22 protein-coding genes are annotated in these 23,429 nt (G+C 64.4%); 13 read left to right on the forward strand and 9 right to left on the reverse strand.

The window, feature by feature from the left end:
* Positions 1 to 58: 58 nt before the first annotated feature.
* Together PCA20602_RS04945 and PCA20602_RS04950 are read right to left on the reverse strand one after the other, a co-directional pair.
* Entirely contained in the window at positions 59 to 895 is an 837-nt protein-coding gene (locus PCA20602_RS04945) for a molybdate ABC transporter permease subunit (protein ID WP_246182031.1), read from the reverse strand.
* A 43-nt stretch (positions 896 to 938) separates the two neighbouring features.
* Positions 939 to 1,892: an extracellular solute-binding protein gene (locus PCA20602_RS04950; protein WP_246182032.1), complete on the reverse strand. Its 954-nt coding sequence runs from the start codon at positions 1,890 to 1,892 to the stop codon at positions 939 to 941.
* 214 nt (positions 1,893 to 2,106) lie between these two features.
* Here PCA20602_RS04950 and PCA20602_RS04955 point away from each other — a divergent pair, with 214 nt between their 5' ends.
* The 5 genes from PCA20602_RS04955 to PCA20602_RS04975 all read left to right on the forward strand — a co-directional run bounded on the left by PCA20602_RS04955 (position 2,107) and on the right by PCA20602_RS04975 (position 8,468).
* Positions 2,107 to 2,514, forward strand: coding sequence for a hypothetical protein (locus tag PCA20602_RS04955; RefSeq protein ID WP_150720244.1), 408 nt, complete (start codon positions 2,107 to 2,109; stop codon positions 2,512 to 2,514).
* Positions 2,515 to 2,850: 336 nt separating this feature from the next.
* On the forward strand, positions 2,851 to 4,281 hold the full coding sequence (locus PCA20602_RS04960) for a glycosyltransferase family 39 protein (RefSeq protein ID WP_174980814.1): 1,431 nt from the start codon (positions 2,851 to 2,853) through the stop codon (positions 4,279 to 4,281).
* Positions 4,282 to 4,400: 119 nt separating this feature from the next.
* Positions 4,401 to 5,387, forward strand: a complete 987-nt coding sequence (locus PCA20602_RS04965) for an aliphatic sulfonate ABC transporter substrate-binding protein (protein ID WP_150720246.1) — start codon at positions 4,401 to 4,403, stop codon at positions 5,385 to 5,387.
* A 332-nt stretch (positions 5,388 to 5,719) separates the two neighbouring features.
* Complete coding sequence (locus PCA20602_RS04970) at positions 5,720 to 6,091, forward strand: hypothetical protein (RefSeq protein WP_150720247.1); 372 nt, start codon at positions 5,720 to 5,722, stop codon at positions 6,089 to 6,091.
* 127 nt (positions 6,092 to 6,218) lie between these two features.
* The gene (locus PCA20602_RS04975; protein WP_246182033.1) at positions 6,219 to 8,468 is read left to right on the forward strand and encodes a TonB-dependent receptor; all 2,250 of its coding nucleotides are present in this window, start codon (positions 6,219 to 6,221) and stop codon (positions 8,466 to 8,468) included.
* Positions 8,469 to 8,536: 68 nt separating this feature from the next.
* Here the strand turns inward: PCA20602_RS04975 and PCA20602_RS04980 are convergent, their stop codons facing one another.
* Positions 8,537 to 8,752 carry a tautomerase family protein gene (locus PCA20602_RS04980; RefSeq protein WP_150720248.1) on the reverse strand — a complete coding sequence of 72 codons (216 nt, stop codon included), beginning with the start codon at positions 8,750 to 8,752 and terminating at the stop codon, positions 8,537 to 8,539.
* Positions 8,753 to 8,832: 80 nt separating this feature from the next.
* Complete coding sequence (locus tag PCA20602_RS04985) at positions 8,833 to 9,567, reverse strand: SDR family NAD(P)-dependent oxidoreductase (RefSeq protein WP_150720249.1); 735 nt, start codon at positions 9,565 to 9,567, stop codon at positions 8,833 to 8,835.
* A gap of 215 nt (positions 9,568 to 9,782) precedes the next feature.
* On the opposite strand from PCA20602_RS04985, the gene PCA20602_RS04990 reads away from it, so the two are divergent.
* Both PCA20602_RS04990 and PCA20602_RS04995 read left to right on the forward strand, forming a co-directional pair.
* Positions 9,783 to 10,757 (forward strand): LysR family transcriptional regulator, encoded by a 975-nt coding sequence (locus tag PCA20602_RS04990; RefSeq protein ID WP_150720250.1) that lies wholly within the window; start codon positions 9,783 to 9,785, stop codon positions 10,755 to 10,757.
* A gap of 109 nt (positions 10,758 to 10,866) precedes the next feature.
* Complete coding sequence (locus PCA20602_RS04995; protein WP_150720251.1) at positions 10,867 to 12,132, forward strand: MFS transporter; 1,266 nt, start codon at positions 10,867 to 10,869, stop codon at positions 12,130 to 12,132.
* A gap of 6 nt (positions 12,133 to 12,138) precedes the next feature.
* Here PCA20602_RS04995 and PCA20602_RS05000 read toward each other — a convergent pair whose 3' ends face one another.
* The gene (locus PCA20602_RS05000) at positions 12,139 to 13,122 is read right to left on the reverse strand and encodes a LysR family transcriptional regulator (RefSeq protein ID WP_150720559.1); all 984 of its coding nucleotides are present in this window, start codon (positions 13,120 to 13,122) and stop codon (positions 12,139 to 12,141) included.
* 118 nt (positions 13,123 to 13,240) lie between these two features.
* Between PCA20602_RS05000 and PCA20602_RS05005 the strand changes: the two genes are divergently transcribed.
* The 3 genes from PCA20602_RS05005 to PCA20602_RS05015 are packed head-to-tail and all read left to right on the forward strand — an operon-like array spanning position 13,241 to position 16,095.
* The gene (locus tag PCA20602_RS05005) at positions 13,241 to 13,915 is read left to right on the forward strand and encodes an HAD family hydrolase (protein WP_150720252.1); all 675 of its coding nucleotides are present in this window, start codon (positions 13,241 to 13,243) and stop codon (positions 13,913 to 13,915) included.
* A 35-nt stretch (positions 13,916 to 13,950) separates the two neighbouring features.
* Positions 13,951 to 15,126, forward strand: a complete 1,176-nt coding sequence (locus PCA20602_RS05010) for a DSD1 family PLP-dependent enzyme (RefSeq protein WP_150720253.1) — start codon at positions 13,951 to 13,953, stop codon at positions 15,124 to 15,126.
* Between the two features lie 51 nt (positions 15,127 to 15,177).
* Positions 15,178 to 16,095 (forward strand): aliphatic sulfonate ABC transporter substrate-binding protein, encoded by a 918-nt coding sequence (locus PCA20602_RS05015; RefSeq protein WP_246182034.1) that lies wholly within the window; start codon positions 15,178 to 15,180, stop codon positions 16,093 to 16,095.
* A gap of 85 nt (positions 16,096 to 16,180) precedes the next feature.
* On the opposite strand, the gene PCA20602_RS05020 is transcribed toward PCA20602_RS05015, so the two are convergent.
* Positions 16,181 to 18,484, reverse strand: a complete 2,304-nt coding sequence (locus PCA20602_RS05020; RefSeq protein ID WP_150720255.1) for an aconitate hydratase — start codon at positions 18,482 to 18,484, stop codon at positions 16,181 to 16,183.
* A gap of 118 nt (positions 18,485 to 18,602) precedes the next feature.
* Between PCA20602_RS05020 and PCA20602_RS05025 the strand changes: the two genes are divergently transcribed.
* A complete protein-coding gene (locus tag PCA20602_RS05025; protein WP_150720256.1) occupies positions 18,603 to 19,493 on the forward strand; it encodes a LysR family transcriptional regulator in 891 nt (296 codons plus the stop codon).
* Between the two features lie 22 nt (positions 19,494 to 19,515).
* Here the strand turns inward: PCA20602_RS05025 and PCA20602_RS26335 are convergent, their stop codons facing one another.
* Genes PCA20602_RS26335 through PCA20602_RS05035 form a run of 3 tightly spaced genes read right to left on the reverse strand, consistent with a single transcriptional unit; the run spans position 19,516 to position 21,173 of the window.
* Entirely contained in the window at positions 19,516 to 19,881 is a 366-nt protein-coding gene (locus PCA20602_RS26335; RefSeq protein WP_246182035.1) for an alginate lyase family protein, read from the reverse strand.
* Positions 19,821 to 20,276 carry an alginate lyase family protein gene (locus PCA20602_RS26340; protein WP_246182036.1) on the reverse strand — a complete coding sequence of 152 codons (456 nt, stop codon included), beginning with the start codon at positions 20,274 to 20,276 and terminating at the stop codon, positions 19,821 to 19,823. The genes PCA20602_RS26335 and PCA20602_RS26340 overlap by 61 nt, the downstream gene beginning before the upstream one ends.
* Positions 20,277 to 21,173, reverse strand: a complete 897-nt coding sequence (locus PCA20602_RS05035; protein WP_150720560.1) for a LysR substrate-binding domain-containing protein — start codon at positions 21,171 to 21,173, stop codon at positions 20,277 to 20,279.
* Positions 21,174 to 21,454: 281 nt separating this feature from the next.
* Between PCA20602_RS05035 and PCA20602_RS05040 the strand changes: the two genes are divergently transcribed.
* Complete coding sequence (locus PCA20602_RS05040) at positions 21,455 to 22,354, forward strand: ABC transporter permease (protein WP_083253966.1); 900 nt, start codon at positions 21,455 to 21,457, stop codon at positions 22,352 to 22,354.
* A complete protein-coding gene (locus tag PCA20602_RS05045) occupies positions 22,351 to 23,388 on the forward strand; it encodes an ABC transporter ATP-binding protein (protein ID WP_150720257.1) in 1,038 nt (345 codons plus the stop codon). Before PCA20602_RS05040 ends, PCA20602_RS05045 begins: the two co-directional genes overlap by 4 nt.
* Positions 23,389 to 23,429 lie beyond the last annotated feature (41 nt).

Raw genomic sequence — 23,429 nt, forward strand, 5'->3', positions numbered from 1 at the left:
ACCCGGACAGGCAATTGCGGAGCCGCTGCGCGCCCGGTTCATCAGTTAGCGCATCACGTCAAAACACGGTGTCGTTGCCCTGCACTTCTCGATGGCGGCGTCGCGTCGCCATCAACACGAGGATCGGCAACGGCAATGCCACGACAAGCAGCAGCCACAGCAGCGCATAGACAGCACCGAGACTATCGTTCTGCAAGTTGACGTAGAGCTTTACCGGGATGCCTTGCGGGAAGTAAGCGAAGATCATGACGATGCCGAACTCGCCGATCACGCGCACCCATGCCACCACGAGCCCCGCGGCAAGCCCGCCCCGCGCCAGCGGCAACGTCACGCGGCAGAACACCTGCCACGGGGTGGCGCCAAGACTGCGGGCCGCCATAGGCAAGACGGGCGGTACCGCTTCGAAGGCAGCACGCGCTGCAAGGATGAAATAAGGCAGGCCACCATAGACTTGTGAGAGCACGAACGCTGGCGGGTTGTTGCCGAGCATTACGCCGCCGCGCGCGAGCAATGCGCCCAACGTCCCAACAGGTCCGTACGCCGTCGCCAGCAATATCCCCATCGCCAGCGGCGGTGTCATGAGCGCCACCAGCACGAGCGCCTCGCCGATGCGTGCGACCCGCGACCGTGTCGACGCCAGCCAGTGTGCGACCCGCGTGCCCAGCACGACGATGATCGCCATCGAGACACAAGACAGTCCGAGCGATACGGCCACGGCATCCCAGTCGCCGTAAGCGAGCCGGAAATGGCGCCATGGCGTCTCAAGCGCCAATGCGGCGAACGGCACAGCCAACAGCGTCCAGGTGACGATTTCACCCAACCGGCCAAGGCCATGCCCGACGGCACCCCATCTTCGGCCTGCCGTGAACGGTGGGCCGTCGCTCCATTTCTGCACGAACGCTTCCTTCAGTGTTCCTGGGCTTTCATCGATTGCCGGATCAGTGATAAAGCGCGTCGCCCTTCGGTTTGCCGTAGCCGTTCTCGTCGAACAACTGCTGCCCCTGCGTCGAGGTCATGAAGGAGAGGAAGTCGTCTGCCGCCTTCGGATGCGCGGCGTTCTTCAGCTTCGCAGCGTAGAACACCAGCGGCTGCGGACGAACGGTCTTTTCCTTGCCATCCGCCGCAGGCAGCGCGAACGACACGGTGTCGTACCAGTTTTTGGAAAACGCGGGATTGCTCAGATTGATTTCATCGGGAAGTGCCACATAGGGCAGTTTGGCCGAGCGGGTGGCGCTTTCGTAGCCCGAGGCAGCGTCGACCTGCCCGGCTTCGAGACGCGTCAGCAAGCCGCCCTCGCCGAACACTTGCTGCGGATTGCGAATGTCGCCCAGCACGGAGTGCGCGAGGCCCGCCTGATCGTAGTACTTCTGCGCAAGCATCAGCGTGAAGACGATGTTCTGGCCCTGCGGGTCCGTCGCGGGGTCAGTGCGGCCGAAGCGCAGGCCCGGCGTTTGCAGCACCTTCCACCAGACGGGATGCGCCGCATCGGAGCCTGCGAGACGGAATGCTTCGCCGAAGCGGCCCTTCGGGTTGTAGGCGATGACCATGCGTGTGCTGGCCACCGGGATGGCATCGTCGATCAGTCCCGCGTCCTTGAGAATGGCCATCGGCCCCGGGGTGATTGAGACGAATACATCGGCCGTCGATCGTCCCGAAGCCAGCAGACGAGCCAGCCCGTAGGCCCCTTCGCCCTGGCCCTGATAGGTCACATGCTCGCGCTGCGCGAAGGCCGGTCCCAGCGCCTTGTCCATCACCACGCCCATCGAACCGGCGTATGCCACACGGAACGTGTCTTCGGCATGCGCCGGCATCGTCCCCGCCATCGCCGCAGCCACGAACGCCACCACTTGCATCGTCGCGGCAACGCACGAACCGAACCGCAAAGTCTTCACAGCCTGAACTCCGTTATATAGATTGGTATATAGCGAATATCATATACCAGGCGTAGCGCGCGTTTGTGACAACCCTACAAGATTCGATGGTTTGCAACGCTTCTTGTGCTCTGCGCGCGCCATCGCGCTACCATGTCTGACGCTGTTCCCTTGATGCCGCGTCAGCGCAAATCACTCGCCGCGACGACGGCGCGAAGTCCACTCGACATCCCCCATGAGCGATCTTTCCTTCCTCGACCACGCCGCATTCCTTACCCTCGCCGAATCCGCCAGCAACGTCGCTATCGATTGCCAGTGCACGAAAACGCCGCTCGACGGCTGGGCCAGCCTGCCTAACTCCTTGCCCGAATCACAGTTGGAAGTCGTGGGCACGTTGTGGGATCAACAGGCCTCACAGGAGCCGACGTTCGCCGAATACCACCCGGACGGCACGTCGTACTGGGCGCCCGATGCCCCCATCGCACCGCGCTACTTCCCGTACAACCGTGCCAACGTGTGCCGCTGCCGCGAATGCGGCCGTCTCTATCTTCGTTATCAGGAAGGCGGCGGCTACTTTGTCGATCAGCGCATCCGGCACGTCGATCCGGCGCGGATCGTCGACGCGCCTGCCGAGCACGCATAACGACAAGCACGGCCCGTGCCGCGCCGGTCGTCAGAAAGATTGTTGCCTTCTTTTTTCATTCGTTTTCATTTGTTGACGTCTGTGAACGAGTGTTGTCGATATGCGCCTCGCCGTCATGCGATGGCGCATTAAATCCCCAAACAAAACAAGGCTCTACACCGCAATTCAAATGCACCACATTTGATTTGGATTGCAAAATAACTCCAAGAACATGCGCGCACTCGCCCGGTCGAAGCGCGCATGCAAAAACACGACGCCTCCTCAACGACGCCTGTCTTGGCGCCCATTCGGCGCGCAACGTCCGTGCGCGCGCTCGCACGGCGTGCCGCGACGGCGATGCAATACTCCCCTTCGCTTTACGTCGCGATCTACGCCATCGTCTGGACGCTCGTCAGCGCCAGTCTGGACCCGACCGTCCCGTTCGACGCCGTCGAAGCCCTCAACTGGGCGCGTAACGCCGAATGGGGAACGCCGAAGAACCCCTGGCTGGTCGGATTTTCGATGTGGCCAGCACTCGGTCTGACGGGCGAGGCGCTGGCGTTCTACTGGTACGCGTCGCACTTCGCAGCGATTGCCATCGGCATGCTGGGTGTATGGCATCTCGCCAGACGACTGTGTGCGGACACGCGCCTCGCGTGGCTGGCAATGCTCAGCCTGCACCTGACCGGCGCGACCAACATCGACATCCTCCCGTACAACGACAACTACCTGCTGGTCATGTTCTGGCCGTGGATGCTGTGGCTGTTCGTGCGCGCGATGTGCGATTCGCCCCGGTACTGGATCGGGTTCGGTGTCGTCGCCGGTCTCGCGGCCATGACCAAGTATTCGACGTTTGCGCTGCTGGGCGCCATGTTCGTCATCACCGTCTGGACGCCGGCGACCCGTCAGCATTACCGGCACCCGGCCTTCGTGCTCGGGCTCGTCCTCTTCACCGCACTGATTACGCCGAATATCCTCTGGCTCGCGAGCCACGACTTCGCCGCGTTTCGATGGGTCGACGATCAGATCCGACAGCGTCTGAACTTGCATGGGTTGCGCGGTGCGCTCACGGCGTTCTATCCCGTCGTCACGCTCGCCGTCGTCATGCATCTGGCCGGTATCCGCTTCACGCAAGCGCCGCGATCCGTGCAGTTAGCCGCCTGTGCCGTGCTGCCGCCGCTGGTGCCGATCCTCGTGTACTTCACGCTGCATGACGGCGGACGCATTTCCGAATGGCTGCAACCGTTTGCCGTGCCGTTGCCTGCGCTGCTCGTCGGATGCGTGGCCCCCGCCACCGGCAAGCGCGCGTGGCGAATTTCGCGATGGCTGCCTCTCGTCGGCCTCACGGTGCTGATCGGATACGTTACCGTGCTCGGGCTGAATCTGCGCAACGCGGGGCAAAAGTTCGCCGGGGTCAAGACGGTGAGCCTCGCCATCGAGCAGCGCTGGAACCAGCGCTACGACGTGCCATTGTCGTTTGTCGGCAACGACCATCTCGCCACGTGGTTGACGTTCTATGCGCCGAGCCAGCCGCGTCTCATGACGGCATGGTCGTCGACCTCGCGTCCGAACATCTACACGCGGGATCTGGATGAGGCCGAGGTCCGCGCACGCGGGGCGATTCTGCTCGGGCATCCCGGACGGTCATGTCGACGGGCGAGCTTCGCGCGAACGCTGTCGTTATGGCCCTCGCTGAGCATCGAGTTTCGGGAGACCCTGCCGTTCGCCTATCACGGCGGCGCGTCGCCTATTCCACTTTGCGTCGCTTACATCGCACCGCATCCCTGAATATCCAAAGCAGAATCGCTTCGTTGCCCCCGCGCGGAACCGGTCCGGATAATTTCCCTTCAATTTCTCGTCGATCGGTCCCATCCGGCCTATTCCAACATTCATACGGGGCAACGCTCATGAAACCGCTGAAACCACGCAAGGCACTCTCACGCCGCCAATTCCTCGGTGTGCTCGGGGCCGGAGCCGCCGCCGTGGCGCTGCCGTCGTTGCCCGCGCATGCGGCTTACGAGCCGCGCAAGTTCCGCATCGGTTACCAGAAGGCTGCCAGCACGCTCGTGCTCGCCAAGGCGAACGGATCGCTGGAGGCGCGTCTGCGTCCGCTCGGTGTCGAACTCACATGGGCGGAATTCGCCGCCGGCCCGCAACTGCTCGAAGCGCTGAACGTCGGCGCCATCGACTTCGGGTACGTCGGCGAAGCGCCGCCGGTCTTCGCGCAAGCGGCAGGTGCCGACTTCGTCTACAGCGCTTATGAGGTGCCGACACCGCTTGCCGAGGGCGTCGTCGTCGGCAACAACTCGCCGATCAAGACCGTTGCCGACCTGCGTGGCAAACGTGTCGCGTTCAACAAGGGTTCGGACGTCCACTGGTTCCTCGTCGCGCTGCTGCGCAAACATGGTCTGGACTATGGCGACGTCAGCCCGGTGTTCCTCGCGCCCGCCGACGCCCGTGCCGCCCTCGAACGCGGATCGGTCGACGCGTGGGCCATCTGGGATCCGTTCCTCACCGCGGTCCTCGATCAGAGCCCTGTGCGTCTGCTCGCCAATGCCGAAGGCGCCGCCGATCATCATCAGTTCTTCCTGAGTCAGCGTGCGTTTGCGGAGAAACGTGGCGACGTGATCAAGGCGACGCTCGAATCGCTCGGTCAGACGGGGCTGCAAATCCGCTCGGATTACGCGGCAGCCGCGACGCAGCTCGCGCCGATCCAGGGGCTAGACGCGAAGATCATTGAGAAGGGACTACGGCATTACGCGCACATCTACAAGCCGGTATCGGAACCCGTACTGGCCGCCCAACAGCGCATTGCCGATACGTTCCTCCAGCTCCGGCTGATTCCGAAGCCCATTCGCGTGGCCGACGCCACATTGCGGCAACCGATTGCCTGAGCCCACGCGTGCCCGGCACCTCGCCGGGCACGCGCCTGCGGTGCGTAAATTCTCCAGGCATGGTGGTGACGATAGCGCCATGCCTGCGCACGTTGCGCCTTCGCCAGTGCACGCCCGCCCACTGCACGCGCCCCGCTTTCCGTCCGCACGCCTCCCGGCGCCCTCCCCGAACGTCCGCCTTACGTATTCCGACTTGGCAAAGTCACCCCGAATGTGACAGAATTCGCAACTCAGTTGCATTGCAACTTGGTTGCATTTAATCGCCGACGCTGTCATGCAGCGTTCCGTCGCGTTCGCGCGCTCTCGTCTTGTTTTCCGTTTTTCTTCGGCCCATGCGTCGCCGCTGGTTACCTTTATGGCTGGTCGTCTGCGTGCTGGTGTCGCAGATGGCGCTTGCACGGCACGTCGTGTTTCACACGGCGGCCGCGCTGGCGGCTGCATCGGCTGCATCGGCGCAATCGGAACGTCAGCATGGTCTGACGGATACTTCCGATCAGCATGCGTCGGACGAAGACGGTATCTGCGAGCAATGCCTCGCCTTCATCGCGGTCGACGTTGCACTCCCGGCGCTACCGGTCTTCGCCGCACTGCCTTCCTCTCGCGACTGGCACTACCCGCCTGCCGCGCCATTGCATGTCCGCTCGGTCTCACGGGGACCGACGCGCAACCGCGATCCGCCCCGCACCTCGATGTCGCTTGCCTGAGCTCGCATTAGTTCGCCCAGGCACTTCCGAACCAGAACATTCGCCGCCGCCCGGTGCGGCTCGCCAGCGTTGGCGAGCGCGCCCCCGGCCGCGCGGCGTCCACACGTCAAGCACATTGAGGTCCGGCATGATTGCCCGCTCCACACGATTCCGCTCGCTCCGAGCTTTCGGCGCTTTCGGCACTTTCTCCTCGTCACGCCCGTCGCGGGTTTCCCGCGCAGGCACGCGCGCTCAGTTCTCCCGTCACGCCCTGGCTGCGGCGGCCGCATCCGTCTTCGTCGTCAATGCGCACGCGCAAAGCGCGAACACAGCGCCCGGTAGCGACGCCAACGTCTCGCTCTCCGGCACTACCGTGTCCGCCAAGCGTCTCGACGCCGCCCGCAACGCGTTGTCGCCCGACACCGGCAGCTCGGTCTACAACTTCGACCAGACCGACATCCAGACACTGCCGCTCGGGAGCAACACACCGCTCAATCAGGTGCTGCTGCAAGCCCCGGGCGTCGTGCAGGACTCTTACGGTCAACTGCACGTGCGCGGTGACCACGCCAACCTGCAATACCGGATCGACGGCGTAATCATTCCCGAGTCGATCAGCGGCTTCGGTCAGGCCATCGATGCGCGCATCGCGTCGCAGATTAATCTGATTACCGGCGCGCTGCCGGCCCAGTTCGGCTACCGCACTGCCGGGATCGTCGACATCCATACCAAGGGGTCGCCGGGCCTTGCCGACGATACGGGCGAACCGCCGAAAGCCTTTGGCGGCGAAGTCGGCGTCGTCTTCGGCAGCCACGCGGACCGTGAGGTCAATACGCAGTTGTATGGCACCAAGGGCGCGCTCAGCTACTACTTCAGCGCCCGCGTGTCTGCGAACAACATGGGTATCGAGAATCCGACGGGCGAGCGCAACGCCATTCACGATCACACGAACCAGACAAACGCGTTCGGCATGTTCTCGTACCTGCTGAACCCGGACAACCGCGTGTCGTTCATGTTCGGCACGGCCAACAATCGCTTCCAGATTCCGAACTCGCCGGGCGTCGCCCCGCAATTCACGCTGGACAACGGCGTCGTTCCCGACTCGTCGAGCCTGAACGCCAATCAGCGCGAACTCACCGACTTCCAGGTGTTGTCGTGGCAAAGCCACGTGTCGCCGAAACTGGACACACAGATTTCGCTGTTCCATCGCACCAGCCGCATCGACTACACGCCCGACCCGCTCGGCGATCTCGCGTACAACGGGGTGGCGTCGAACATCACGCGCCGCAATGAAGCGTACGGCGTTCAGGCGGATAGCAGCTACAAGCTCACCGACCGTCACACGTTGCGTTTCGGTCTGTTCGTGCAACAGGAAAACTTCAGTACCGACAACACCTCGAACGTTTTCCCTGCCGACGCCGACGGCAATCAACTGAGCGGAACGCCGCTCACCATCGTCGACAATGCCAAGGACCGTGGCACGACCTATGGGCTGTATTTACAGGACGAGTGGAAAGCGACCGATCGCCTGACGATCAACTACGGCGCACGCTACGACCACGTGAACACCGTCACGGACGAGGGACAGCTCTCCCCGCGTCTGGGCCTGACATATGACCTGACGAGCCGCACCCGCCTGCACGCCGGGTACTCGCGCTACTTCACGCCGCCCGCCACGGAGAAGATCGATACGACCTCGGTGACGAAATTCCTGGGCACGACCAATGCGCTCCCGTCCGACGCCAACACCTCGGTGCGCGCCGAGCGCTCGGACTACTTCGATCTCGGTGTCTCCCATCAGTTGACGTCGGCCATTACGGTAGGACTCGATGCCTACTATCGCAACGTGAATCACCTTCAGGACGAAGGCCAGTTCGGCAATGCGCTGATCTATTCGACGTTCAACTATCAGAAGGGACGGATTTACGGCCTCGAAGGCACGGTCAACTATCGGCAGGGTAACGTCGGCGCGTATCTGAATGTGGCCGTATCGCGCGCCATGGGTAAAGGCATCGAGACCGGACAGTTCAACTTCGGTGACGACGAACTCGCCTACATCGCCAATCACTGGGTGCATCTGGATCACGACCAGCAAGTCACGGCGTCCGCAGGCGTGTCGTACCAATGGGGCAAGACGCTCTTCTCGACCGACGCCCTCTTCGGCTCGGGCCTACGCAGCGGCTTCGTGAACAGCGAGCATTTGCCGGCCTACTTCCAGGTCAACCTCGGCATCGGTCAGCAAATCAACGTGCCGGGGCTTGGGCGCTTCGATGCGAAGCTGTCCATCATCAACCTGTTCGACCGCGTGTACGAATTGCGTGACGGTACCGGCATCGGCGTCGGGGCGCCGCAATTCGGTCCGCGACGCACGTTCTATCTCGCGATGTCCAAGCCGTTCTGATGCCGCATGCACCGCCGTCCGGGGCTCAGGGCTCGGGTAGCGGTGCATGTTGACATCGTCCGACGCCGTCAGGTCTTGCCTTCGGCAGCCTGACGGCGGAACGCCGTGGTCGTTTGGCCCGCGTAACCCCAGTTATCGGTATCGACTTCCTCGATCACGATATGCGTGAGATGCGGCGGCTTGTTCAGCACGCGCTCCAGCGTCTCGGTCACTTCCCGAATGACTTGCGCCTTTTGCTCGACGGTGTTGCCTTCCCGCGTGATTCGGATACTGACGAATGGCATGACGGACTCCTGTGAGGGTTTTGACATTCCTGTCGACGCGGCCAGTCCGACGAGTGCAGACACCGGTCGCGCCAAATACATCAACGACCGGCGGCGTAGCCACCGTCCACCGGCAGAATCGTGCCGGTGACGTAGTCGTTGTCCACGAGATAGCGCACCGCCTGTGCCACGTCTTCCACCTCGGCGATGCGGCCCAGCGGGTGCATCTGGCCGAGCGCGTCGTGCGTCTCCGGGGCATGCATCGGCGTATTGACGACGCCCGGCGCGACGGCATTCACCGTCACGCCGAACGGCGCCAGTTCCAGCGCCAGCGCCTTCGTCGCCTGATTCATGCCGCCCTTGAGGACAGCGGCCAGCAGCGCCGGCACGCCCGAACTGGCCTGGATCGCGATCGATGCCGTCACGTTCACGATCCGGCCGCTGCGGCGCCCGGTCATATGACGCGCAGCCGCCTGCGAGAAGTACAGCGTACCCTTCAGGTTGGTCGCGATCTGCGTCTCGATCTCCTCGGGCGTGAAGTCCACGAACGGCTTGGCCGCGAAGATGCCCGCATTGTTGATCAGCACGTCCACGTGCCCATAGACTTCGATCGCCTTCTTGAAGGCTGTTTCGGCGGCGACCGGATCGGCGACATCGCCCGCGACCGGCAGGAACCGCTCGCCAGCGGCCAGCAACGCGGCCGTTTGCTCGAGACGTGCGCCGCTGCGCCCCGTCCCCACGACGTTGTACCCGTCGCGCAGGAACGCTTGCGCCAGACCCAGTCCGATACCGCTCGTGGCGCCCGTGATGATGACCGTACGATTCGACTTGCTCATGATGTATGTCCTTGATTTGATCGATGTATCGATGCACGAGTGCACGAACCACCGAGGTGCCCTGAGAGATTCAGGTGATTTCTCCCGCCGGGGCATCGGCGTATCCGTAAACCCCGCTGGTTGGACACCACTCTATTGATGATTCGAGACGCGAAAAACACATGCGATTACACTTGTCTTTTTACATCGTGTAATGAATCGGAGCGGACCAGCGCATGCAACGCCAATTCGACGACGTGCTGCTCGGCAGCATCGAACTCTTCTGTCTGGCGGCCGAAGCCGGCAGTTTTACGGCTGCGGCCAATCAGGCCGGGGTCACCCCGGCAGCCGTGAGCCGGTCGGTGGCGCGACTGGAGCAGCGCCTGGGTGTACGGCTGTTCGTACGTTCCACGCGCAGCATTCGCCTGACGGAAGGCGGCAGCGCCTATTTTGACGAATGCCGCACGGCGCTGAGCCTGCTGGCCGAGGCGGAGCGCCGGGTCTCCGGTGCGCAATCGCAGCCTTCGGGCACCTTGCGCATCAGCGTGCCGACGACCTACGGGCATTACCGTCTGCTGCCGCTTCTGCCTGCTTTCCGGGCGCAATATCCGCTCATCAAGCTGGAGATTCAGATCAGCAATCAGAATGTCGATCTGCATGAAGCCCGCTTCGACTTCGCCGTGCGCTTTCGTGCGCAACCCGAATCGCGCATGGTGGCCCGCCATCTTGAAGACGCCGCGCTGGTCGTCATCGCTCATCCCGACTATCTGAGGCAGGCGGGCACGCCCCGAACGCTGGACGATCTCAAGGACCACGAATGCATCGAGTTCGATCTCCCGAGTACCGGTCGACCGATCCAGTGGCTGTTCCGCGACGCCGGCGCCGACGTCGAATATCACGCGCACGGCAACTTCCGCTGTGCCGACGACGTGCTCGGCGGTGTGGCGCTCGCCAAGGCCGGTGGCGGCATCTTCCAGACGTACCGTTTCATCGTCGAGGAGGATTTGGCGGCGGGAAGGCTAGTAGAGGTCCTCTCTGCCTACTCGGGACGTTCCCGTCCGGTGAGCCTGATGTTCCCGCATGGCAAGACGCTGCCCTCGCGTGCCCGCGTTTTTATCGATTTTCTGATGACGGCGCTTGCACATTCATCCGCCTCGCGTAAGAGTGACGTACGCGCCGCAGCCATACCCGCCGCGCCACGACACGACTAGACTCGCAGTACCCGCTGGCAATCATCGACATGCGCAACGTGCCCGATGACCAGCGCCACGCGTCGCGACTGGCTGCCGCGTTCGTGATCCGCGAAATACAGAGGCTTTTGTGACTCCCCCGTCTTCATCCGTTTCCCCCAGCGCCGGTTACACCGAGCGGAATCATCGCTACTGGCAGCGTAATCTGGCGATCTGCGTCTTTGGCTCGTTCACGACGCTCGCCGGTCTGAGCATGCTGCTGCCGTTCCTGCCGCTGTACGTCAAACAACTCGGCGTCGCGCCGGAATCGGCCGTGATCCAATGGTCCGGCGTCGCGTTCAGTGCGACGTTTCTCGGCACCGCCGTCACCGCGCCGATCTGGGGACATCTCGCCGACCGCTTCGGACGTCGACCGATGCTCATTCGTGCGGCTGTCGGCATGGTGATCGTGACGTCGCTAATCGGCATTGCACACAACGTCTACCAACTCGTCGCCCTGCGATTGCTGACGGGCCTGATCGGCGGCTACGCTTCCGCGTCGACGGTCATGATCGGCACGCAGGCGCCGCGCGATCGCGCCGGATGGGCGCTGGGCGTGCTGTCCACCGGTGCGCTCGCCGGGAATCTGACCGGCCCGCTGATCGGCGGCCTGCTACCGCCATTGCTGGGCATTCGCGGCACGTTCTTCGCCTGCGCGGGCATGATCTCGGTCACCGCGCTGCTTACCATCTTCGGCGTACGCGAAGACTTCGACCGCACACGCGACAGCAAGCGTCGCACCGAAGCGACGACGCAAACGCGCATGCCGCGCGCGCGTGTGGGCATCATCGCTGCCATTCTCTTTACCGGGATGATGGTGTTGCTCGCGAATATGTCCATCGAGCCGATCATCACCGTCTACATCGGTCAATTGGGCGTCGACGGGGCGCATCTCACGCGCGTGGCCGGTGTGGTGATGGCGAGCTCGGCGCTCGGCAGCATGCTCACTGCGGCAAAGCTCGGTGCATTGGCCGACCGGATCGGCAGTTGGCGTGTGATCGTTGGCTGCCTGATCGCGACGGCGCTGGTGATGGTGCCGCAAGCGTTCGTGACCGAATGGTGGCAACTGGCGGCACTGCGGGTATTGATGGGGATGACGCTGGCAGGTCTGCTGCCCGCCATCGGCAAGCTGGCCCGTCATGCGGTCGACGAACGCAGCACCGGCAAGTTGCTCGGCTACCTTCAGTCGGCGCAGTTCGGCGGTCAGGTGATCGGCCCCATCCTCGGTGGCCAGATCGCGGTGCTCTTCGGACTGCCTGCGGTGTTCTTCATGACGGCCATCCTGTTGCTGCTTTGCAGCGTGCTCGCGAACCGGGCGCGCTCGGTCAGCGCCCGACTGGCGCAGCAACCCGCCTGACGACACTCATCGGCTCGGGCGGCTCGGGCGGCTCGGGTTACGCGCGGGGGCCATGGCGGCCAACGCGTCCTCCAGAAAGGCCATCAGCGCTTGCAGTCGTGCGGTCCGCCCGCGGCGCGTGGGCACCAGCAACGTGACGGGGGCGCTCTCGAAGTCCCAATCGGCGAGCACGCGCACAAGGCGTCCGGCAGCGACGGCTTCCCGGGTGTCCCACTCCGAGCGCAACACCAGCCCCAGTCCCTGCTCGGCCCATTCGCGCGCGACACTGCCGTCGTTGGTCGTGCAGGCAGGCACCACGCGCACGCTGTCACGGGTGGTTTGACGTCCGGGCGTCGCCGTCGACTTCGCTGACGACTTCACCGCCGCCTTCGCGGGTCGCCGGAATCGCCATAACGTCACGTCTTCGTCGTTCTCCCGAATGCATATGCACCGGTGCTGCAATAGCGCTTGCGGGTCCGGCGGCACCCCATGGCGTTGCAGATACGCCGGACTGGCACACAGCCATCGATCGTTAGGCGCCAGCGGCCGTGCGATCCAAGACGAGTCTCTGACGGTTCCCACGTGGATGACGGCGTCCGAATCATGCTTGTCGGGCCACGGCGTCTCGCGCAGGTCGAATTGCAAGGTCAGTTCCGGATGCAGCAGGCCGAAGCGCGCCAGCACCGGCGCCACATGATGCCGCCCGTAACCGAACGGCGCTGAAATCCGCAACGTCCCGGTCAATCGCTTGTCTTCATGACGGAACGATTCAGGAAGCGCTTCCAGTTGCGCGAGCAGCGCCGAGCCTTCACGGGCGAGCCGCTCTCCTTCGGCCGTCAGGCTCAGTTGGCGCGACGTGCGCGTGGCGAGCGCCAGCCCCAGCGTTGCTTCGAGCTTGCGCAAACGCGTCGAAAGCGCCGGTGGGGTCACGTTGAGCATGCGCGCCGCCGCACTGAGCGACGCCGACTGCGACAGCGCCTCGATCAGGCGCAGGTCTTCGAGCTGGATCATTAACCTGAGATTAATGTTGGATGTGCCGTCATTTAACCACGGCACACCCTATCCTTCCTACACTGCGTCATGTCACTGCACCCTATTCACCATCCCGCCTATGAAGACAGAGGCCGACATGTCCAACATATCCCCCAAGAACGACGCCAACTGGCCGCGCGCCGTGCTCTTCGATCTGCTGACCGCGTTACTCGACTCGTGGACGGTGTGGAATCGCGCCGCCGGTAGCGAGACCGCTGGCCGCACCTGGCGCGCCGAGTACCTGCGCCGCACTTACGGCTGTGGTGCCTACGTCAGTTATGAACAGCTCGTGCGCGAAGCGGCCGAACACGTCGGCCTGCCGCCGTCGGCTCCGCAAGCGCTGGAAGCCGAGTGGATCACGCTGCCCGCCTGGGACGGCGCGCGCGAGTTGCTTCAGGCGCTGCGTCCGCACTGCAAGCTGGCCGTCGTCACGAACTGTTCGAAGACGCTCGGCCATCAGGCGGCGTCGCTGCTCGCTACCGACGGTTTCGAGTGGGATGTCGTGGTGACGTCTGAAGAAGCCGGGTTCTACAAGCCGGATCCGCGCCCCTATCGCATGGCGCTCGACAAGCTGGGTGTCGATCCCAGTGACGCCGCGTTCGTCGCAGGCTCCGGTTACGACCTGTTCGGTACGTCGGCGGTCGGTCTGCGCACGTTCTGGCACAACCGTGTCGGCCTGTCTCGCCCCGATGGCGCGCCTGCACCGGACAGCGAAGCGCCGACGCTCGCACCGGCGCTCGACTGGCTGCGTCATTTTCACTCCCACGCGTAATACCCACGTCAGACTCCCTCACGAGCTCCAGCGACATGACCTCGACGCCTAATTTCACGCCTGCCACGCCTGTCCCGCTCGCCGCCTTGCAGGCGCTCGACACTCCCGCCGCCATCATCGATGTGCCGCGCATGCAGCACAACATCCAGCGCATGCAGTCGCGCATGGACACGCTGGGCGTGCGCTTCCGGCCTCACGTCAAGACCAGCAAGTGCGTGGAAGTGGCTCACGCGCAAATCGCCGCAGGCGCGGCGGGCATCACCGTATCCACGCTCAAGGAAGCTGCGCGCTTCTTCGACGACGGCGTGACGGACATCCTCTACGCGGTCGGCATGGTGGCCAGCAAACTGCCCGCTGCGCTGGCATTGCGGCGGCGCGGCTGCGACCTGAAGATCATCACCGACAGCGTAGCGTCGGCCCAGGCCATCGTCGCGTTCGGCGCAGAGTTCGGTGAGACGTTCGAAGTCTGGATCGAGATCGATACCGACGGGCACCGCTCGGGGATCCGCCCCGACGAAGACGCGCTGCTCGACGTTGCCCATGTTCTGCAAGACGGCGGCGCCACGCTCGGCGGCGTGATGACCCACGCAGGTTCCAGCTACGACTTCGACACGCCGGAAGCGCTCGCCGCCATCGCGGAACAGGAGCGTGCCGGTTGCGTGCTGGCAGCAACACGTTTGCGCGAGGCCGGGCTGCCGTGCCCGGTCGTGAGCGTCGGCTCGACGCCGACGGCACTCGCTGCCCGCCATCTCGAAGGTGTGACCGAAGTCCGTGCCGGGGTATATGTGTTCTTCGATCTCGTCATGCACAACGTGGGCGTTTGCACGACGGACGAACTGGCACTGAGCGTGCTGACCACGGTCATCGGGCATCAGGCCGACAAGGGCTGGGCCATCGTCGACGCCGGCTGGATGGCCATGAGTCGCGACCGTGGTACACAAAAGCAGAAGCGCGATTTCGGCTACGGTCAGGTGTGCCGCATCGACGGCAGCGTCGTGCCGGGCTATGTGCTGAGCGGCGCCAATCAGGAACATGGCATCCTCTCGCGCGAAGGCGAACCTGATCCCGATATCGTCGCGCGCTTTCCCATCGGCACGCTGTTGCGCATCCTGCCGAATCACGCGTGTGCGACGGGGGCGCAGTTCCCCGAGTACCACGCGATCGATCCGGCGCACGATCTCGCAACGTGGCCGCGGCTGCACGGCTGGTAAGCCAAAGCCTCAAAGGGCGGCATAGGCGAGCCGACAAACCGGCGTAGGCCTGTGGCGCGGATCGGCTATTTCTCCAACGGCCCCGAAGGCAGCCTCGTCAGCAGTCATGTAGCAGCAGCAACGCAACGGCTGGGCATCCTGCTCGCCTATCGTCCCGGCGTGATTGCCGCGCCGCTCGCCGCCCCGGTTGCCGAAGGCCTCAACGCCCGTGCGCTCGACCTCGGCTTCCTCGGCGATTCGGGCTTCCTGTTCCTCGCGGCGAAAGGGGCGCCGGTCAAACTGATCGCCGTCTCGCGTCAGAACCCGGACACGATTGCGCTGCTCGTGCCGAAGGATTCGCCGGTGAAGTCGATTCAGGACCTCAAGGGCAAGAAGGTTGCCTACTGGCCCGGCGCCTGGAGTCAGCAACTGACGCTGCGTGCACTGGAAAAAACGGGCTTGCCCACAGATTATGTGCAGTTCGTCAAGCTCATGCCGATCGATGCCGCCGTGGCGTTGCCCAATGGCGCCATCGACGCGTTCCCGGTCTGGGAGCCGTACATCTCGCAGCAGGTCGTGCACAACGGCGCGCGTCGGATCATCACGGCGCGCAATCTCATGCCCGGTCTGAGCAGCGTTGCCGCGTATGCGCCGTCGGTGGGCGCGAAACGTGAGGCCATCGCCGACTTCCTCGTGCGTCAGCAAAAGGCACGCGCCTGGGTGGAGAGCCACAAAGACGTCTACGCCGATCAGTGGGCGAAGAAGGCAGGCCTGGACCGTGACGTCGCACGTCACTGGATCGGTCAGGCGGGCATGACCATCGACGCCGTCGACAAGCAGGCCGTGGCCGACTATCAGGGCACGAGCGACTTCCTGACGCAGACCGGCGCGCTTCCGAACCGGTTCGACGTCAGCAAGATCGTCGACACGTCGTTCACGCAAGTGCTGGAAGCCAAGGGACAGCCGACGCGGCAAAGCGCGTCGCGTTGATCCGCAATGCCCTGGCAGCCGGACGGAAAAGCGCAGATTCGAATCATTCGTGAGTCGTTCTGGCGTCCTCCGTCCGGCCGTCGCATCAGCTTGCCGGTTTTGGCACCACGTTCAACGCCGAGCCGGCCCTGAACCAAGCCATTTGCACATCGCTGTAGCTGTGCCGCAGCGATATCGTCTCTTGAGTCCCGTCGGCGTGATGCAGCACGCACGGCACTTCCTTTCCGGGCGCCAACACCGCCAGACCGACGAGATCGATCCGGTCGTCAGCCCGCACGCGTTCATAGTCATCGGGATTCGTGAAGGTCAGCGCCAACAGCCCCTGCTTTTTCAGGTTGGTCTCATGGATGCGTGCGAAGCTCCGCGCAATGACCGCCATGCCCCCGAGCAAACGCGGTGACAGCGCCGCGTGCTCCCGACTGCTGCCCTCGCCGTAGTTGAAGTCTCCGACGACGACCCACGGCACGCCCGCTGCACGATACGCGCGAGCCGCTTGCGCCGGGGTCACGTCGTCCTCGCCATGAAGCCAGTCCGTGGTGCGTCCCGTCGCGCCGGTGAACGCGTTAGTGCCGCCCGAGAGCAGGTTGTCGCTGAAGCGCTCCAGATGCCCGCGCAGCTTCAGCCACGGCCCGGCCGGTGAGATGTGATCCGTCGTCGTTTTGCCACGCGTCTTGATCAATAGCGGCATGCCCTTCGGGTCGTTGCCATTCCATGCCGGCCACGGTCGCAACACCTGAATTCGTTCACTATTCGGATCGACGCTGACGCCCACCGCACGACCATCGTCAGGCGGTGCGATGTAGTGTGTCGCGCCACGCGTGAAGCCCTTCGGCGGCACTTCGGGCGCGACCGCAGGCGGCGCGAGCCGGAACGTTCCCCCGTCAGGTGCTGTGAGCATGTCGTGCTGCGGATCGAAAGAGAGACGTCCGGCAAGCGCCCACGCCGTCACGATCTCCGGGCTGGCAATCAGGTTCATCGTGTTGGGCGAGCCATCGTTGCGACGGGGGAAGTTCCGGTTGTAAGACGTCACGATGGTGTTCGGCACACCGGTGGCCGCCGCGTCGCGACGCCATTGTCCGATGCATGGCCCACAGGCATTGGCGAGCACGGTGCCGCCGATGGACGACAAGGCCGCAAGCTGACCATCGCGCTCGATCGTGGCGCGGACCTGCTCCGAGCCCGGCGTCACCATGAACGGCACCGACGCCTTCAGTCCGTAGGCCTGCGCCTGCCGGGCGATATCGGCAGCACGGCTCATGTCCTCGTACGACGAATTGGTACAACTGCCGATGAGCGCGGCCGAAATCGTGTCGGACCGGACGTCACCGTCATCGTCCGTGCGCGATTCGTCCATCGCCTTGAGTTGCGCGGCCAACTGCGCCACCGTGCGTGCGCGGTCCGGCGAGTGCGGGCCCACGACATGCGGGGCCAGCGTCGACAGATCGATGCGAATCACCCGGTCGTAATACGCTTCCGGGTCGGCCTCCACTTCGGGGTCCGGCGCCAGCAGACTCAGGTTCGCCTCGATCACAGGCACCAGATCGCCGCGACCGGTCGCACGCAGGTAGTCGAGCATGCGAGCGTCGGCCGGAAACATCGACGTCGTCGCGCCCAGCTCGGCGCCCATATTGGTGATGGTCGCCTTGCCCGTCGCGCTGATCGTCCGGGCGCCCGGGCCAATGTATTCGACGATGGCGTTGGTGCCGCCTGACACCGTCAACTCGCCGGCAACGCGCAGAATCACGTCCTTGGGCGCCGTCCAGCCACTGAGCGAGCCCGTCAGATAGACGGCGATGCGCTTCGGATAAAGCACTTCCCACGGCAACCCGGCCAAAGCCTCGACAGCATCGGCACCGCCCACACCAACCGCGCAGGCCCCAAGACCACCAGCGTTGGGCGTATGCGAGTCCGTCCCGATGAGTAGCGCGCCGGGATACGCGTAGTTCTCCAGCACGACCTGATGAATGATGCCGGCGCCCGGCTCCCAGAATCCGAGGCCATATTTCGCCGCCGCACTGCGCAGGAACGCGTAGACCTCGCGGTTCTCGTCGACAGAGGCCTGAAGATCCGCACGCCCTTCGACGCGCGCCTGAATCAGATGGTCGCAATGAATGCTCGCGGGAACCGCGACCCGATCGCGTCCTGTCTGCATGAACTGAAGCATGCCGGTCTGACCGAGGACATCCTGAAACATGACACGGTCGACGTCGAGCGCGAGATAGCTCGTGCCCGGCACCAGCGATTGCGTGTGCGGATCGCGCAGGTGCCCGAGCAGCACCGACTCGGAAAGGGTCAGCGGATGCCCAAGACGGCGACGCACGATGGCGAGCGTGTCGGCCATGGTCGCATAACGGCGCGCGAGCGCCTCGGGGGAGAGGAATTGAGACATCGATCACTCCTTGTTTAAGGCATTTGTGGGGTGGATGGGTGCGATCGCAGGACGCATTCTGGCGTCGGTCTCATTCCCGGTAAAATGAATTTATCTGTCCGATTACTCAATTTTTCTTATGAAAATCGACATTCTTGGCGTGCAGGCTTTCGTCGCCATCGCGGATCGCGGCGGCTTCCAGAGCGCCGCAGACGCGCTCGCGGTGACGCAGACGGCAATCACACAGCGCCTGCGCAAGCTCGAAGATTATCTGGGGGTCATGCTGTTCGAGCGCACGACACGGTCGGTCTCGCTCACGCAGATTGGACGCGACTTCCTGCCGCAGGCGCGGCGCTTGCTCGACGAGTTGTCCGACGCGCTCACCGAGATTCGCGAGAGCGGTCAGGCCGCGCGCGGCGACGTGTCGATCGCCTGCGTGCCCACGGCAGGCGTGCAGTTTCTGCCCAGCATCTTGCAGACGTATGCCCAGCAATTCCCGCATAACCGCGTGCGCGTGCTCGATCACTCGTCGTCAGCCGTGACGCACGCCGTGCTGCACCGCGAAGCCGAGTTCGGCATTCACATCGCCGGTTCGCGTCACGCGGATCTCATCGGGTTGCCTGTCGCACAGGATCAGTTCGTGCTGATCTGTCACGCATCGCATCCACTCGCCCGACGGCGGCGGGTGCCGTGGCGCAGCCTCGCGCCCTATCCGCTGATCTTCGCCGGACAGGTCAATGCCAACCGCGCATTACTCGATGGCGCATTGGGCGATGTCGATCTGCAACCGCACTTCGAAGTGCAGCGCAGTTCGACGGCCGTGGGGATGGTGGCCGAGGGCGTCGCTGCGGCGGTGGTGCCGCGCCTCGCACTGCAAAGGGGCGCGTATCCGGAGATCCGAGTCGTTGATCTGGTCGAGCCGGTCGTGGCGCGCACGTTGGTGCTCGTCACACGGCGCGGCGCGCAACTCTCGCCCGCCGCGCAAGCGCTCTACGATCTGATCGCGTCGCGGGCGACGAGCGTCGCCTGACGGGGAGACAGGCGCGACGTGCTTACTGCGGCGACGGCACGATGCCGTTCGTCGCCATCCACGTCAGGTTGCCGCCCATTCGCGGATCCTTGTACGGTCCGTCGGCGTGCATCGCATCGAAACGCCCGGGATCAGGGGAGCGCCGGCGGTAGAACTCGACCCAGCCGCTCGACGCCTTGGGCGTTGCCGTCTCCTGCACGACGCCCGCCTGCGCGTTGAACCACGCCGGATCGCGGTAGCCGTCTGCCACACGTGCCGCGAGACGTTCCAGCGCGCCCGGGCGATAGGCATACCAGTCGTCTCCGCGAAGACGCGCCAACTCGGCCATCAGCACCAGTGGCGCCGTGGCGTAGTCGTGGTAATGCAGCGCCCGGCGCTTGCGCGCCATCTCCATGTCACGTGCTCCATGCGACCGAGCATCGCCCCGCTGGCGGCCCATGCGTCGAGCCACGTCAGCGCGCAGCGGGCGGCGGTCTCATCGCCCTCTTTCGCGTAGACATCGGCCATCCTGGCAACATGCGCCGAAAAGTCGTTGAGCGGTTTCACCGCCGCAGCGTTCTGCGCCTTGAGCTTCGGGTCGATGACTGAACTGGCGGCGTCCGAGTAATACCCCATCGCGCGAATGTCCGGGCTGCCCGGCGGCGGTGCCGGACATTCGCCCTGCGCCGCGACAGCATCGGGGTGGATCATGGTGAGCAACGTGAGGGTGAGAAACGTCCGGGCGACGAAACTCGTGAGGAAAGTGAAACGAAATCGATGACGCAGGGTGGGCATGTCGCTCATTTATCCCTGGGATGCCTGACTCAGCATCCATTCGCGAAATTGTCGCAAGGCCGACCGCTGTTGCAGCCGCTCTCGCGGGTAACACAGGTAATGGCCGTGACGCGGCACATCGACGCCGGCCTCCACGGGGACCACGAGACGCCCGGCCTCCATCGCGTCGCGCGTGAGAAACGCCGGCACCATCCCCACGCCCATGCCCGCCTCGGCCGCCTGTAGCAATACCGAATACTGTTCGAAGCGCGGCCCGGGGCGCTGTGCATGCGGCGCCACGTCGTAACACGCCGCCCATGTGCCCCAGACTTCCTCGGCCTGGTTGTGCACCAGCCTCGGCGCGCGCGCAATGTCCTCCACGCTCGTCAACGGATACCGCGCGAGAAACGACGGCGCGCACACCGGCACGAAGCGACGACCGTCCAGATACTCGCTCACGACACCTTCCCAGGCGCCATCGCCATAGCGTACGGCGGCGTCCAGCGTGAACGGGAACGCGTCGCCATGCGCCAGGTGACGGCTGAAGCTCAGCGTCACGCCCGGCGTGCTGGCCAGAAAATCCGGTAACCGGGGAATCAGCCATTTGGTCGTGAACGTCGGCACGCTGGCAATCGTCAGCAAATCGCTCTCGCCGCGCGATGTCATGAGCTCAAGCGAAGCGTTCCCGATCTCGCGCAGCGGCTCGGCCACCCGGTCATGATAGCGGCGTCCGGCCTCGGTCAACACCAGATGACGGCCCTCGCGCACAAATAACGCTGTGCCCACCAGTTCCTCCAGAGACGCGATCTGGCGGCTCACCGCGCTCGGCGTCAGACCCAACTCACGGGCGGCACGAGAAAAATTCAAGTGTCTTGCCGCACTGGTGAAGGCAAGCAATTCGGCGACGTTCGGATAGCAATGGCGCATGAGTAAAGGCTCGAAAGCCGTGGCTGGCGTGGGCGCGTGCGAGTTCTTGTGCGATGGCAGACGCGTTTTGCGATCCGCCAACTGTTCCGTTTTCGCACAGCACGATGCCCGATTTGTGTGTTTTCTTCATGACGATGACATTTCAGCGCACGAAACTCTCGCCCAACGTCGATCCGGCTGTCTGCTGCGCCATCCCATGGTGTTCGTTCTGCGGCAAGGGATAGCCAGCGTTCCGGTCGACCGAAGCGAATTCGTAACCGTATGCCGTTCAGGTTTCCCCGATGTCCGACGTCCACGCCGACCGCCTTGCCCAAACTGTGCCACCCCGGCACAGTCCAGCCCCTGCCGAGACCGGGGCCGACGGGCATTCGCAGTCACAGCCGAAGACGAGCATCCTCGTGTGGATCGTGCGAGCCGTTGCCGCGCTGTTTCTGATCTATCTGGGCTTGCCCGTGCTCCTGCTGCTCGTCGGCGCTTTCGGGCAGACGTGGACGAACACCGTGTTGCCGACCGGCATCACCGGACACTGGTTCGTCGATCTGGCCGGCGATCCGTCTTTCCGACGCGCGTTCTCCACGAGCCTCATCGTGGCGCTCGCCTGCTGCGTGTTGACCGCACTCGTCGGCCTGCCGCTCGCCTACACGCTTCATCACCGGTCGCGTAGCGGGCGCGGCGCCATCGCGCGTCTGGTCACGCTGCTGCCGGTCGCCGTACCCGCGCTCACACTGGGCTTCGGCTACATCGCCGTGTTCAGCGGCGACACGCTGCCCTGGCTCGGTTCGCTCTGGCTGCTCGTGTTGGCCCACGCCGTGCTCACGCTGCCGTACCTCACGCAGACACTGCTCGCCGACCTGCGTCATCTCGACATCGCCAAACTCGAAGACTGCGCCGCCACGCTGGGCGCCTCGCCGCTGCGCCAGTTCCTGACCATCGCCGTGCCGAACCTCACGCACAGCCTCGTGGCGGGGCTCGTGATGGTCGCGGCGCTGTCCATCGGCGAATTCCAGATTTCCAATCTCATCGCGGGTTTCCGCTATCGCAACTATCCGGTGGTGCTGCTCCAGGCGTTCTACGGCGCGACCGGTTTCGCCTGCGCCGCCACCGTCGTGCTGCTCGTGCTTGCGCTCGCCGCGACCGGCCTGTCGATCGTTGCGGCATCCCGTCAGAAGGTCAGTTCATGAGCCTCATTCTCGAAAACGTCAGCTTCCGGTACGCCGGCGCCAGCCACGGTCTGGACGATGTCAGCCTGAAAGCCCGCCAGGGCGAATTGCTTGCCGTGATGGGCCGCAGCGGCTCCGGCAAATCGACGGTGCTGCGCCTCGTCGCCGGCTTGCTCGACGGCTATCGCGGTCGCATCGCCATCGGTGGAGACGATCTCGGCGGCGTGCCGGTCTGGCGTCGTCACGTCGGCATGGTGTTCCAGCAGTACGCGCTGTTCCCGCATCTGAGCGTGATCGATAACGTCGCCTATGGGCTGCGCATGCAAGGGGTGAAAACGGCGCAGCGCCAGCGTGCGGCGCTCGACATGCTGAGCCGCGTCGGACTGGCTGAATTCGCTGCGCGTCGCCCGACGTCGCTTTCCGGTGGACAACAGCAACGCGTGGCATTGGCGCGCGCACTGGCCGTCTCGCCGCGCGTGCTGCTGCTCGACGAACCGCTCGCCGCGCTCGACGCCGGTATCCGTCAGCAATTGCGCGACGAAATACGCGCGTTGCAGCAAGCCAGCGGCGCAACGACGCTCATCGTCACGCACGATCGCGACGAAGCCCTGAGTCTCGCCGACCGTGTCGCCGTCATCGATAACGGCCGCCTGTTGCAGATCGATACGCCACAGCGTCTTTACGACGCCCCAGCCTGCGCCACGGTCGCAAGCTTTACTGGCCTGTCAACGGTTCTGCCGGCGCGCGTGGCGCGTCCAGGCATGGTCGACACCGGCTTTGCCGAGCTGCACGTGGACACCAGCGCGTGGCGTCCGGGTGCAGCCGTCTCGCTGCTGGTTCGGCCCGAGCATATCGAGTGCGATCCGCCCGTGAGCACCCTGAACCGCCTGAACGGACATCCGTGCGCGGTGCGCTTCTTCGGCGCGACGTGCCGCTTCGATTTCCTGCCCGAAGGCGCCACGACGCCGTTGCTCGGTGAGAGCCGCAAGCCGGCCTCGTTCGCCATCGCGCTGGACCCGGCGCATCTGCGTGTCCTGCCGCCTGTCGTCAACTGAGACGACACACATGACGCCCGCAGAAATGCCCCGCAATACGA

The organism is Pandoraea capi, from assembly GCF_902459735.1.
GTDB lineage: Bacteria > Pseudomonadota > Gammaproteobacteria > Burkholderiales > Burkholderiaceae > Pandoraea > Pandoraea capi.

Bases quoted from the DNA above. Each gene is read 5' to 3' on its own strand.
- PCA20602_RS05000 (WP_150720559.1), bottom strand. From the start codon at position 13,122: ATGATCCAGCTCGAAGACCTGCGCCTGATCGAGGCGCTGTCGCAGTCG.
- PCA20602_RS05040 (WP_083253966.1), top strand. From the start codon at position 21,455: ATGTCCGACGTCCACGCCGACCGCCTTGCCCAAACTGTGCCACCCCGG.
- PCA20602_RS04955 (WP_150720244.1), top strand. From the start codon at position 2,107: ATGAGCGATCTTTCCTTCCTCGACCACGCCGCATTCCTTACCCTCGCC.
- PCA20602_RS04960 (WP_174980814.1), top strand. From the start codon at position 2,851: ATGCAATACTCCCCTTCGCTTTACGTCGCGATCTACGCCATCGTCTGG.
- PCA20602_RS05045 (WP_150720257.1), top strand. From the start codon at position 22,351: ATGAGCCTCATTCTCGAAAACGTCAGCTTCCGGTACGCCGGCGCCAGC.
- PCA20602_RS04990 (WP_150720250.1), top strand. From the start codon at position 9,783: ATGCAACGCCAATTCGACGACGTGCTGCTCGGCAGCATCGAACTCTTC.
- PCA20602_RS26340 (WP_246182036.1), bottom strand. From the start codon at position 20,276: ATGAGCGACATGCCCACCCTGCGTCATCGATTTCGTTTCACTTTCCTC.
- PCA20602_RS05010 (WP_150720253.1), top strand. From the start codon at position 13,951: ATGACCTCGACGCCTAATTTCACGCCTGCCACGCCTGTCCCGCTCGCC.
- PCA20602_RS05005 (WP_150720252.1), top strand. From the start codon at position 13,241: ATGTCCAACATATCCCCCAAGAACGACGCCAACTGGCCGCGCGCCGTG.
- PCA20602_RS04985 (WP_150720249.1), bottom strand. From the start codon at position 9,567: ATGAGCAAGTCGAATCGTACGGTCATCATCACGGGCGCCACGAGCGGT.
- PCA20602_RS05020 (WP_150720255.1), bottom strand. From the start codon at position 18,484: ATGTCTCAATTCCTCTCCCCCGAGGCGCTCGCGCGCCGTTATGCGACC.
- PCA20602_RS04980 (WP_150720248.1), bottom strand. From the start codon at position 8,752: ATGCCATTCGTCAGTATCCGAATCACGCGGGAAGGCAACACCGTCGAG.
- PCA20602_RS05025 (WP_150720256.1), top strand. From the start codon at position 18,603: ATGAAAATCGACATTCTTGGCGTGCAGGCTTTCGTCGCCATCGCGGAT.
- PCA20602_RS05035 (WP_150720560.1), bottom strand. From the start codon at position 21,173: ATGCGCCATTGCTATCCGAACGTCGCCGAATTGCTTGCCTTCACCAGT.
- PCA20602_RS04970 (WP_150720247.1), top strand. From the start codon at position 5,720: ATGCGTCGCCGCTGGTTACCTTTATGGCTGGTCGTCTGCGTGCTGGTG.
- PCA20602_RS04975 (WP_246182033.1), top strand. From the start codon at position 6,219: ATGATTGCCCGCTCCACACGATTCCGCTCGCTCCGAGCTTTCGGCGCT.
- PCA20602_RS26335 (WP_246182035.1), bottom strand. From the start codon at position 19,881: ATGGCGCGCAAGCGCCGGGCGCTGCATTACCACGACTACGCCACGGCG.
- PCA20602_RS04965 (WP_150720246.1), top strand. From the start codon at position 4,401: ATGAAACCGCTGAAACCACGCAAGGCACTCTCACGCCGCCAATTCCTC.